The following is an 11898-nucleotide window of genomic DNA, read 5'->3' as shown; positions in this document are numbered from 1 at the left end:
CTGCGGGCCCGCGTCGGCCCGCAGGTGGAGCACGGGCAGTGTCGCCACGCCCTCCCGCAGGTCGGTGCCGGGCGTCTTGCCCGACTGCTCGCTGTCGCTGGTGATGTCGAGGATGTCGTCGGCGAGCTGGAAGGCCACACCGATGTGCTCACCGAACTCGGTGAGGTCGGAGACGATCTGGCGGTCCGCTCCGGACATCAGCGCGCCGAACCGCGCGGACGTGGCGATCAGCGAGCCGGTCTTGTCGACGATGACGTCGAAGTAGTGCTTGAGCGGGTCGTCGTCCTCGCGCGGTCCGAGGGTCTCCTTGATCTGGCCGGTGACCAGCCGTTCGAAGGTCACCGTCTGGATCATCACCGCCTCGGGGCCGAACCCCGCGAGGATCTGCGAGGCCTTGGAGAACAGGAAGTCGCCGGTGAGGATCGAGACCGTGTTGCCCCAGCGGGAGTTGGCGCTCGGTACGCCCCGCCGCAGATGCGCCTCGTCCATCACGTCGTCGTGGTGCAGGGTGGCCAGGTGGGTCAGCTCGCAGGCGGCGGCGGTCGGTACGACGCCCGGGGCGCCGGGGTCGCCGTACTGCGCGGCGAGCAGGGAGAGCGCCGGGCGGAAACGCTTGCCGCCGGCGTCCAGCAGGTAGCGCGAGGTCTCCGTGACCGGCGGGTAGTCGGTGTCGGTGGCAGCCAAGAGGGCCTTGTCCACCGCTGCCATGCCCGTGGTCAGGCCGGCGAGGAGCTGCTTGTCGAGCATCCCGGCGTTGAATGGTCCGAGATTCAGCATCTGCGGTCTCCTGGTGCTGGCGGGCGCCTCGGGGAGCCCGGGAAGGGGTGGGAAACACGGACCGGGCGCCCCTGGGACCGAGCGACCGGATGGACTGGGGCGTGTTCTGAAAGTCCCGCCGGCCCCGCCCTCCGGGCGGACGGCGCTCCTTTCAGAACACGACCCGGGCGGTTGGGAGCCGCCGGTCGAGCAGGGGACGCAGGGCGGCCGTCACCTCGGCGGTGTTCGACTCGACGACGAAGTGACCGCCGGGAACGGTCAGGGTGTCCACCCTGCCTTTGGAGAAGTCCTCCCAGGCGCGCGCGGAGTCCGGGGTCACCACGGGATCGTCCGCGCCGGCGACCACGATCAGGTCGCAGCTCACCGGTGCGGGGCACGACCGGGCGTAGTCCTCGAACAGCTCCATGTCGGCCCGCACGATCGGCAGCAGCAGATCGCGCGAGGCCGGGTCGTCCAGCAGGTGGTGCGCCGGACCGCCGTAACGGGCGGCGAAGGAGGCGAGGAACGCCTCGTCTGCGAGCCCGGCGACCGGTGGCAGCAGCGGCAGCAGGCTGGGCGCCGCGCACGACAGCAGGACCACGGCGGCCGGCGGCCGGCCCACCGCCTCGGCCCGCCGCGCCAGTTCGAAGGCCACCAGCGCTCCCATGCTGGAGCCCAGCAGCACGAACGGGCGGTCCCAGCGATCCACCAGTTCGCCGCAGAGCAGGTCGACCATCCGGTCCATGCTCCGCACGAGCCGCTCGCCCGGGCGTAGCAGGTGCCCCGGATAGTCGGTGGTGACGACCTCGTGGCCGGGCAGCTCGTCGGGCCAGGAGCGGAACGCCACGCTGCTGCCGCCGGCGTACGGCAGGCAGAACAGCAAGGTGGCGTCCCCGTCCGGGGAAGGGGATGTGGGCACAGGATTCGTCATCTCGTCGTCCGGTCAGTCGTCCGTGTCGGGCGCATCGGGCAGGGGCATCGGGCCAGGTGGCATCGGCCGGGGCACGGGCGATGGCGCATCGGCCGGAGGTATCGGTCACGGAGCATCGGTCAGGGGACGTGCGAAGGCGGCGAGTTCGCGCAGGGTCGGGTACTCGAAGACGTCCTGGACGGTCACCTGCCGCCCGGCCAGCACGGTGAGCCGGGCGGCCAGCCGCATCGCCGCCAGCGAATGGCCACCGAGCTCGAAGAAGTCGTCCTCCGCGGAGAGCAGGTCGAAGAAGTCGTCCTCGGCGCTCACCTCGGCGCGGCCCAGGACCTCCCGCCAGATCTCGGCGACCTCCGCCTCGAACGCCTCGGTGAGCGGCGCGGACCCCGTCCTCACCGGGCGCGGCTCCGGCAGCAGTGACCACTGCACCTTGCCGCGGGAGCTGCGCGGGATCGCCTCGACCAGCTCCACCACCGAGGGCACCGAGCCCCGGGGCAGCCGGGCGCGCAGGTGGTCGCGCAGCTCGGTGCCCGTGGCGCCGGGTGCGACCGCGTACGCGACGAGCCTGGCCCGGGTGCCCTCGCCGTGCGGAGCGGCGACCGCGTCGAGCACGGCGGGGTGGCCGCTCAGCACCGTCTCGACCTCGACCAGGTCGATCCGCATGCCGCGGACCTTGGCCTGCCGGTCGGCGCGGGCCAGCCAGTGCAGCCGGCCGTCCGGCGCGTACCGGCCGAGGTCGCCGGTACGGTGCAGCCGTTCGCCGTCCGCGATGCCCGGGTGGTGCACGAACCGCTCGGCGGTGGCCCCGGGGTCGCCGAGGTAACCGGCCGTCAGATGTGGCCCCGACAGGTGGATCTCGCCGGTGAAGCACGGCGGCAGCAGCTGCCCCGCCGGTCCGAGCACCCAGGCGCCGACGCCCGGCAGCGGCTGTCCGATCGGCATCGTCGTGGCGCGTACCCGGTCCGGATCGGTGTGACCGGAGACGCTGACCATGGTGGCCTCGCTGGGCCCGTAGTCGTTGTGCGGCACGCAGCCCAGGACGCGCACCGTCAGCTCCGCGACCGAGCGGGGCAGCGCCTCGCCGCAGCAGCGGACGGTCCGCAGCGCCGGCCGGACGCCCTGCCGGTCCAGTTGCAGGGCGACGGCCTCCAGGACCCCGGGCACCGCCGCGAGCAGGGTGTCGGCGCGGCCTTCGGCCAGGGCCGACGCCACCGCGTCCACGGGGTTGTCCTCCACACCGTCGGGGATCACCAGCTCGGCGCCGGCCGCCAGCGTGGTGAAAACGTCCCGCATGCCCGGGTCGAAGCTCGGCGGCGGCACCTGCACCACCACCCGGTCACGGTCCAGCTCGGCCGCGCCGCGCAGCACATGGCCGGCGAACGCCCCCATCGACGCCGCGACGGCGCGGGGCCGGCCCGTGGAGCCGGAGGTACTGACGACGTAGGCCGTGGCGTCCGGGCCGGCCGCCCACTCCCGGGGCACCTCGGCGGCGGCGCCGCCGGTCGCGACCCAGCGCAATCCGGGGACGCGCGGCGGCTCGCCGGGGCCGAGCACACCGGTGGTCACCTTCAGCTCGTCGAGCAGGTCCGCGGCGCGCGGCCGGAGCGGCCCCGGCTCCAGGACGAGGACGGCCGCCCCCGCCCGCCAGGCACCGACCACGGCGAGCACCGTGTCGGCCCGCGCGGCGCAGGCCACCGCCACCACCTCGCCCGGCTCCGTGCCCGCCTCGCGCAGCGCCGCCGCGACCGCTCCCGAGGCGGACCACAGCTCGGCGTAGCCGATCCGGCGCCCGGCCGCGGTGACGGCGGTCCGTCCACCGTCCTGCCGCGACCAGCGCTCCAGCACTGCCAGCAGATCGGCCGCGCCGTCGGCCGGCAGGGCCGGGCCCACCGACCGGGCCGCGACCTCGGCCTGCCGTTCGCCGTCCAGCAGCGGCAGCCGCCACAGCCGGGCCTGCGGGTCGCGGACCAGCAGCCGCAGCACGTGCAGGTACGTCCGCCAGATCTCCCGGACGGTCTCCTCCTCGAACAGGTCCACCGCGTAGGTGACCAGGCCGAGCAGGCCCTCGCCGTCGGGCACCAGCATCACGTTGAGGTCGAACTTCGCCGCCGAGGTGGTGTCCCACCGGCGCCGCACCGTCAGGTCGCCGAAGACCACCGGCGGGATCGGCACGTTCATCAGCTGGAAGGCGACCTGCGCCAGCGGGTTCCTGGAGCGGTCGCCCGACGGGCTCAGCTCCTGCGCCAGCTGGTCGTAGGTGACGTACTCGGCCGCGTACGCCGCGAGCGTCCCCTCCCTGGCCTGCTCGACCACCTGGGCGAGCGTCGGATCGCCCTCCAGTTCGAAGCGCAGCGGCAGGGTGTCGACGAAGAAGCCGACCGTGCGCGCCACGCGCGGGTCCGCCCGGCCGGAGGACTGCGTGGCGACGACCACCTCCGTCCGCCGGTCGTAGTGCGCGAGGTCCGCCGCGAATCCGGCCGCCAGCAGCATGAACAGGCTGTTGCCCGTGCTCCTGGCGGCCTCCCGCAGCGCACCGGCCAGCTCGGCCGGGAGCTCCAGCTGCAACGTCCGCCCTCGGAAGGAGGGCACCGGCGGACGGGCGAGGTCGGCCCGCAGCGAGCTGTCCGCCTCGACCCCGCGCAGCCGCTCCAGCCACCGGTCCAGCTCGGCGCGCGCCTCGGGTGTGCGCTGCCGCGCGCTCTGGAGCGCGGCGTGCTCGCGATAGGGCAGCCCGGCAGGCTCCGGCGCCGGCCCCTGGCCCAGCCGCCGGCTGTAGAGCCGTCCGAGGTCCTCCCACAGGACGCCCAGCGACCAGCCGTCCGCCAGGATGTGGTGGATGAACAAGGTCAGCATGTGCTCGGCGGGCCCGGTACGACACAGCAGGACCCGGAAGAGCGGCCCCGCCGACAGGTCCATCGGCTCCCGCCGCACCGCGGCGGACCGCTCCAGGGCGGCCCGCCGGGGGTCCGGCTCACCGCTCAGGTCGGCGTGCTCGAAGCGGGGGGCGACCCGGTCGGCGACCCGCAGCACCAGCTCGCCCCCCTCCTCGGCGAAGGTCGGCGATCTGGTCCAGCGGCACCGCCGTCTGCTCGCCCGACTCCATGTCCTTGAGCTGGACCACGCCCTCGGCGAGGTCGCGCTCACCGGCGACGATCGCGTACCGCGCCCCGGAGCGGTTGGCGCTCTTCATCGCACCCTTGAGGCCCCGGCCGCCGAACGCGAAGTCGGCGGCGATGCCGTCCTTGCGCAGCGCGGTCACCACGCCGAAGAGCACCCGGCGGGCCTCCTCGCCGAGCGGCACCGCGTACACGCTGGTGGCCGCGGGAATGTCCAGCTCGATGCCCTCGGCCTCCAGCGCCAGCACCGTGCGGTCCACACCCAGCGCCCAGCCGACGGACGGCAGCGCGGGGCCGCCGATCATCTCGGAGAGGCCGTCGTACCGGCCGCCGCCGCCCACCGCCGACTGCGAGCCGAGTCCGTCGTGGACGAACTCGAAGGTCGTGCGGGTGTAGTAGTCGAGGCCGCGGACGAGCTTCTCGTCGTCCTCGTAGGCCACCCCGGCGGCGGTCAGCAGGCCGCGCACCTCCTCGTGGTACGCCTTGCAGGCGTCGCAGAGGTGGTCGCCGAGCTTCGGGGCGCCGACGAGCTGCTTCTGCACCTCGGGCCGCTTGTCGTCGAGGACCCGCAGCGGGTTGATCTCGATGCGGCGGCGGGTCTCCTCGTCCAGGTCGAGATCGCGCAGGAAGGTCTGGAGCGCCTCGCGGAAGACGGGTCGGCACTCCTTGTCTCCGAGCGAGTTCAGCAGGATGCGGAAGCCGGTCAGCCCCAGCGAGCGGTACGCCTGGTCGGCCAGGATGATCAGCTCGGCGTCGAGCACCGGGTCCTCGGCGCCGATGGCCTCGGCCCCGACCTGCGAGAAGTGGCGGTAGCGGCCCTTCTGCGGACGCTCGTAGCGGTAGTACGAGCCGGAGTACCAGAGCTTGACCGGCAGGTTGCCGGCCTTGTGGAGGTTGGCCTCCAGCGCGGCGCGCAGCACGGAGGCGGTGCCCTCGGGGCGCAGCGCGAGCTCGTCGCCGCCCTTGGTGGTGAGGGTGTACATCTCCTTGGTGACGATGTCGGTGGACTCGCCGACTCCGCGGGCGAAGAGGTTGACGTCCTCGAAGCCCGGGGTCTCGACGTAGCCGTAGCCGGAGCTGCGCAGCGGGGCGGAGATGGCCTCGCGGACCGCCAGGAACTTCGCGGAGTCCGGCGGGAGGAGGTCGTAGGTGCCCTTGGGGGCCTGGAAAGTACTCACAGCAAGAGGTCTCTCGTCACATTCCTCGGCGCGGCGCGTCCAGCCCGTTCAGGAACGGGTTGGCGGCGCGCTCGCGGCCGATGGTGGTCTGGGGGCCGTGGCCGGACAGCACCACGGTCGAGTCGTCGAGCGGCAGGCACACGCGGGCCAGCGACTCGAGCAGCTCGGCGTGGTCGCCGCCGGGCAGGTCGGTGCGTCCGACGGAGCCGGCGAAGAGCAGGTCGCCCGAGAAGAGGACCGGCGGTACGTCGCCGGCCTCGGGCATCCTGAACGTCACCGACCCCTTCGTATGGCCGGGTGCGTGCGCGACGCCGAACTCCAGCCCGGCCAGCTCCAGACGCGCGCCGTCGGTGAGTTCTTTCACGTCGTCCGGCTCGCCGATGGTCAGCTCGCCCATGAGCGGCATGCCGATGGAGCGGCCGAGGGCCTTCTCCGGGTCGCTCATCATGTAGCGGTCCCGGGGGTGGATCCAGGCGGGCACGTCGTGGGAGCCGCAGAGCGGGACGACCGAGGCGACGTGGTCGATGTGTCCGTGGGTGAGCACGACCGCGACGGGCTTGAGCCGATGCTTCCTGAGCGCGTCCTCGACTCCCTGGGTGGCCTGGTGGCCGGGGTCGATGATCACGCACTCCTCACCGGCGGCGGGGGCGACCAGATAGCAATTGGTCCCCCAGGCCCCGGCGGGGAACCCGGCAATGAGCACGATCGTCCTTCGTTCAGTACGGCGGGATACGGGGCCGCGGCGGCCTGCGCGGCAGACCAGAGCCTACCGGCGCTCCTCATTCCACAGCTAACCCATATACGGTACGGGCAGCCCAAGGGCTGTCCCTCAGGCCCCACCCATACGAACGTACAAGGAGACCATCCGGTGGTCAGCAGCGATCAGCGGCGGCGGCAGCTCGCCCGGGAGAAGTACGAGCGGCAGCAGCAGCGGCGGGAGGAAGCGCGCCGGCGCACCCGGCGGCTCACCGCGATAATCTCCTCCGCGGTTGCCGTGGTCGCCGTCATAGGCGTGGTCACCTACGTGACCGTCGGGAACGACGACGACAGCGGCAAGAAGTCCGAGGCCGCGGCGAGCTCGTCCCCGTCCGCCTCCGCGTCGCCGTCCGCGAGCGCGAGCGAGGAGCCCGAGCCCGCGGTCACGATCGACAAGACGGCGAAGTACGCGATGTCCGTCAAGACGAGCCAGGGCGACCTGAAGTTCACCATGGACGCCTCGAAGACCCCGCACACGACGAACTCGTTCAAGTACCTCGCCGACAAGGGGTTCTTCGACGGTACGAAGTGCCATCGCCTGGTGACGGAAGGCATATTCGTCCTGCAGTGCGGTGACCCCAACGGCGACGGCACCGGCGGTCCCGGCTACACCATCCCGGACGAGAACCTCGACGGCCTCGGCAAGGCGGGCGCCGACGGCACGGTGACGTTCCCGGCGGGCACGGTCGCCATGGCCAACACCGGCCAGGAACACACCGGCGGCAGCCAGTACTTCCTGGTGTACAAGGACTCCAAGCTGCCCCCGACGTACACCCCGTTCGGCACGATGGACGCCGCCACGCTGAAGGCCGTCCAGAAGATCGGCGCGGCCGGCGTCGACGGCGGTGCCACCGACGGTGCGCCGAAGAAGGCAGTGGACGTGTCGAAGGTGACCGTCGAGAAGCAGTGAGCCACCCCGCTCCGCCGAGCCCCGGCAGTCGGTCGTCCCGGCTGCCGGGGCTCCGTGTTGTCGAAAATGCCCGGTTAGGGCGCCCGCACCGGCCCCGGACCGGCCCTGGACCGGCCTGGACCGGCCCGGGCCGGAGAAATCCAGCCGTGCTGAGTGCGGACAGCCGGGCTGCCGGTCGCCTAGATTGGCGGGGTGCAGGGCGGGCGCTGCCCGCCCCAGGAAACTGTGGACGATGCCCGGGGGGTCCACCCCCTCGCAGGCATCAGGTGGAGGAGGCGCTGTGAGCAGCGACCCGTGGGGCCGTGTCGACGAGACGGGCACCGTGTACGTGCGTACTGCCGAGGGCGAGCAGGTCGTCGGATCGTGGCAGGCCGGTACGCCCGAGGAGGCGCTGGCCTATTTCGAGCGCAAGTACGAGGGCTTGGTGGTCGAGATCGGCCTCCTCGAAAAGCGGGTGAAGACCACCGATCTCTCGTCGAAGGACGCGACGGCGGCGATCGACCACCTGCGGACGCAGGTCGACGAGCACCATGCGGTGGGCGACCTCGCGGCGCTGCGCACCCGGCTGGACGCGCTCGTCGCGACGGTCGACTCGCGGCGCGAGGAGCGCAAGGTCCAGAAGGCCAAGCAGACCGACGAGGCCAAGCAGGCCAAGGAGAAGCTGGTCGCCGAGGCCGAGGAGTTGGCGCAGAGCGAGCAGTGGCGCTCCGCCGGAGAGCGGCTGCGGGCGCTCGTCGACATCTGGAAGGGCCTGCCGAGGCTCGACCGCAAGTCGGACGACGAGCTGTGGCACCGCTTCTCGCACGCCCGGTCCGCGTTCTCCAAGCGCCGCAAGGCCCACTTCGCCTCGCTGGACGCCCAGCGCGAGGAGGCCCGCAAGGTCAAGGAGAAGCTGGTCGCCGAGGCCGAGTCGCTCTCCGGGTCGAAGGACTGGGGCGACACCGCGGCCCGGTACCGCGACCTGATGACGGAGTGGAAGGCGGCGGGCCGCGCCCAGCGCGAGGCCGAGGACGAGCTGTGGAACCGTTTCCGCGGCGCGCAGGACGTCTTCTTCGCCGCCCGGGGCGAGACCTTCGCCGAGCGGGACGCGGAGCAGGGCGAGAACCTCAAGCTCAAGGAGGAGCTCGCCACCGAGGCCGAGAAACTGGTGCCGGTGCGTGACCTCAAGGCGGCCCGTGCCGCCTTCCGGTCCATCAACGAGCGCTGGGAGGCCATCGGCCACGTGCCGCGCGACGCCCGGCCGAAGGTCGAGGGCCGGGTGCACGCCGTGGAGCGGGCGCTCCAGGAGGCCGAGGAGTCGGAGTGGCGCCGGACCAACCCCGAGGCGCGCGCGCGTGCCGCGGGGCTGACCGGTCAGCTCCAGGCCGCCGTGGACAAGTTGCGCGGTCAGATCGACACCGCCCGGGCCTCGGGCAACAACGCCCGTGCCGACAAGCTCGCCCGCGAGCTCGAAGGCCGCCAGGCGTTGCTCGACCAGGCCCTGAAGGGCCTGGAAGAGTTCGGCGGCTGACGGGCCGGCAGGAAACAGGAAGGGGCTCCCGTACGCGAGACGCGTACGGGAGCCCCTTCTCGTCGTCCGCTCGACCGCCTACGGCCGCCGGGCCGAGGTGACGCGGTAGACGTCGTAGACGCCCTCCACGCCGCGTACGGCCTTCAGGACGTGACCCAGGTGCTTGGGGTCGCCCATCTCGAAGGTGAACCGGGAGGTGGCCACCCGGTCCCGGGAGGTCTGCACGGCCGCCGACAGGATGTTGACGTGCTGGTCGGACAGGACGCGGGTGACGTCCGAGAGGAGCCGCGAGCGGTCCAGTGCCTCGACCTGGATGGCGACCAGGAAGACGGAGGACTGGGTCGGCGCCCACTCGACCTCCAGGATGCGCTCCGGCTGCTGGGACAGGGAATCCACGTTCACGCAGTCCGCGCGGTGCACCGACACACCGCTGCCCCGGGTGACGAACCCGATGATGGGGTCGCCGGGTACGGGGGTGCAGCAGCGGGCCAGCTTGACCCAGACGTCGTCGACGCCCTTGACGACGACTCCGGGGTCGTTGTTCGCCCGTCGCTTGCTGCGGCCGCGCGAGGGCGGGGCGCTCTCGGCGAGGTCCTCGTTCGCGGCGTCCTCGCCGCCGAGGGCCTGCACCAGCTTCTGTACGACACCGGCGGCGGTGACATGGCCCTCGCCGATGGCGGCGTACAGCGACGAGATGTCGGGGTAGCGCATCTCGTGCGCGAGGGTGACCAGGGAGTCGCCGGTCAGGATGCGCTGGATCGGCAAGTTCTGCTTGCGCATCGCGCGGGCGATGGAGTCCTTGCCCTGCTCGATGGCCTCGTCGCGGCGTTCCTTGGAGAACCAGGCGCGGATCTTGTTCCTGGCCCGGGGCGACTTGACGAAGCCGAGCCAGTCCCGGGAGGGTCCGGCGCCGGCCGCCTTGGAGGTGAAGACCTCCACCAGGTCGCCGTTGTCGAGCGTCGATTCGAGCGGCACGAGCCGCCCGTTGACGCGCGCTCCTATCGTCCGGTGGCCGACCTCGGTGTGAACGGCGTACGCGAAGTCGACGGGGGTCGCACCGGCGGGCAGCGCTATCACGTCGCCCTTGGGCGTGAAGACGAAGACCTCGTTGCGCGAGAGGTCGAAGCGCAGCGACTCCAGGAACTCGCTGGGGTCCTCGGTCTCCTTCTGCCAGTCGAGGAGCTGGCGCAGCCACGCCATGTCGTTGACGGTGTCCTGGCTCCGCCCGCCGCTGGTGCTCTTGGGCACGTCGGTGCGGACCTTGGACGCCCCGGCGACGGCCTCCTGCTTGTACTTCCAGTGCGCGGCGATGCCGTACTCGGCGCGGCGGTGCATGTCGAACGTACGGATCTGGAGTTCGACGGGCTTGCCGCTGGGGCCGATGACCGTGGTGTGCAGCGACTGGTACATGTTGAACTTGGGCATCGCGATGTAGTCCTTGAACCGGCCGGGGACCGGGTTCCATCGCGCGTGCACGGTGCCGAGCGCCGCGTAGCAGTCGCGGACGGTGTCCACGAGGACGCGGATGCCCACCAGGTCGTAGATCTCGGCGAAGTCGCGTCCTCGCACGATCATCTTCTGGTAGACGCTGTAGTAGTGCTTCGGCCGCCCGGTGACGGTGGCCTTGATGCGCGCGGCCCGCAGGTCGGACTGGACCTCGTCGGTCACTATGGCGAGGTACTCGTCGCGCTTGGGAGCGCGCTCGGCGACGAGACGGACGATCTCGTCGTACATCTTGGGGTAGAGGATCGCGAAGGCGAGGTCCTCCAGCTCCCACTTGATGGTGTTCATGCCCAGGCGGTGGGCGAGCGGAGCGTAGATCTCCAGCGTCTCGCGGGCCTTCTTCTCCTGCTTCTCCCGCTTGAGGTACCGCATGGTGCGCATGTTGTGCAGCCGGTCGGCGAGCTTGATGACGAGGACCCGGGGGTCCTTGGCCATCGCGACGACCATCTTGCGGACGGTCTCGGCCTGGGCGGCCTCGCCGAACTTCACCTTGTCCAGCTTGGTCACGCCGTCGACCAGCAGCGCGACCTGGTCGCCGAAGTCGCGGCGCAGGGTGTCCAGGCCGTACTCGGTGTCCTCGACGGTGTCGTGCAGCAGCCCCGCCATCAGGGTGGCCGGATCCATGCCCAGCTCGGCGAGGATGGTGGTGACCGCCAGCGGGTGCGTGATGTACGGGTCGCCGCTCTTGCGCTTCTGCCCGCGGTGCCAGCGCTCGGCGACCTGGTAGGCCCGCTCGATCTGCCGGAGCGTGGCCGTCTCGATCTTGGCGTCGTTCTGGCGCACGGTGCGCAGCAGCGGTTCCAGGACCGGGTTGTACGGGCTGGAGCGCTGTACGCCCAGTCGGGCGAGACGGGCCCTGACCCGGTTGGAGGAGCCGCCGGTGCGGACGGGCTGCCCGGCGGGGGTGGCCGGTTTGACGGGCCTGGCCGGATTCTTCGAGGCGGGCGGCGCCGGAAGGGCGGGGGCGGGCGATTTCCCGGGCCCGGTGGTGTCCGGCGCTGCGGGCGGCGTCCCGGAGCCCTTGGGGGTCCCACCCGCGGGAGAGGGCGCCGCGGACCCCGCCGCGGGCTTCTCGGGCTGCGGCGCTCCGGCTGCGTTGGCCTCGTCTGGCAAGGGCACTCCTCGTGCGTATCCGGACTACCCGGAAGGCCATGGTATCGAGCCACCGGCGGCTCCTCGTCCGGGGACCGTGGAAGCTCTGACAACGCGCGCGGGCACCCGGTTGTTCCCCGGGTGCCCGC

The 11898-nt window shown here is 72.1% G+C and carries 8 protein-coding genes; 2 read left to right on the top strand and 6 right to left on the bottom strand.

Going from position 1 to position 11898, the window contains the following annotated elements; all coding sequences use genetic code 11:
- The 5 genes from ACWD3D_RS24980 to ACWD3D_RS24960 form a co-directional block, all read right to left on the bottom strand.
- Positions 1 to 777: polyprenyl synthetase family protein (locus tag ACWD3D_RS24980; protein WP_451463036.1), on the bottom strand; the 777-nt coding region annotated here is incomplete at its 3' end.
- A gap of 151 nt (positions 778 to 928) precedes the next feature.
- Complete coding sequence (locus ACWD3D_RS24975) at positions 929 to 1675, bottom strand: thioesterase II family protein (RefSeq protein ID WP_451463035.1); 747 nt, start codon at positions 1673 to 1675, stop codon at positions 929 to 931.
- Positions 1676 to 1792: 117 nt separating this feature from the next.
- Complete coding sequence (locus ACWD3D_RS24970; RefSeq protein ID WP_451463034.1) at positions 1793 to 4714, bottom strand: non-ribosomal peptide synthetase; 2922 nt, start codon at positions 4712 to 4714, stop codon at positions 1793 to 1795.
- Positions 4656 to 5978 (bottom strand): histidine--tRNA ligase, encoded by a 1323-nt coding sequence (gene hisS, locus ACWD3D_RS24965; RefSeq protein ID WP_451463033.1) that lies wholly within the window; start codon positions 5976 to 5978, stop codon positions 4656 to 4658. Before hisS ends, ACWD3D_RS24970 begins: the two co-directional genes overlap by 59 nt.
- Positions 5979 to 5994: 16 nt before the next feature.
- Positions 5995 to 6681, bottom strand: a complete 687-nt coding sequence (locus ACWD3D_RS24960) for an MBL fold metallo-hydrolase (protein ID WP_328722750.1) — start codon at positions 6679 to 6681, stop codon at positions 5995 to 5997.
- Between the two features lie 165 nt (positions 6682 to 6846).
- Here ACWD3D_RS24960 and ACWD3D_RS24955 point away from each other — a divergent pair, with 165 nt between their 5' ends.
- Positions 6847 to 7644, top strand: coding sequence for a peptidylprolyl isomerase (locus ACWD3D_RS24955; RefSeq protein WP_451463032.1), 798 nt, complete (start codon positions 6847 to 6849; stop codon positions 7642 to 7644).
- A 280-nt stretch (positions 7645 to 7924) separates the two neighbouring features.
- Positions 7925 to 9154 carry a DUF349 domain-containing protein gene (locus tag ACWD3D_RS24950; RefSeq protein ID WP_451463031.1) on the top strand — a complete coding sequence of 410 codons (1230 nt, stop codon included), beginning with the start codon at positions 7925 to 7927 and terminating at the stop codon, positions 9152 to 9154.
- A 78-nt stretch (positions 9155 to 9232) separates the two neighbouring features.
- Here the strand turns inward: ACWD3D_RS24950 and ACWD3D_RS24945 are convergent, their stop codons facing one another.
- Positions 9233 to 11770, bottom strand: coding sequence for a RelA/SpoT family protein (locus ACWD3D_RS24945; RefSeq protein WP_451463030.1), 2538 nt, complete (start codon positions 11768 to 11770; stop codon positions 9233 to 9235).
- Between the last annotated feature and the right edge of the window lie 128 nt (positions 11771 to 11898).

The organism is Streptomyces sp. NPDC002690, assembly GCF_053592415.1.
This window is presented reverse-complemented; position numbering and strand designations above follow the sequence as displayed.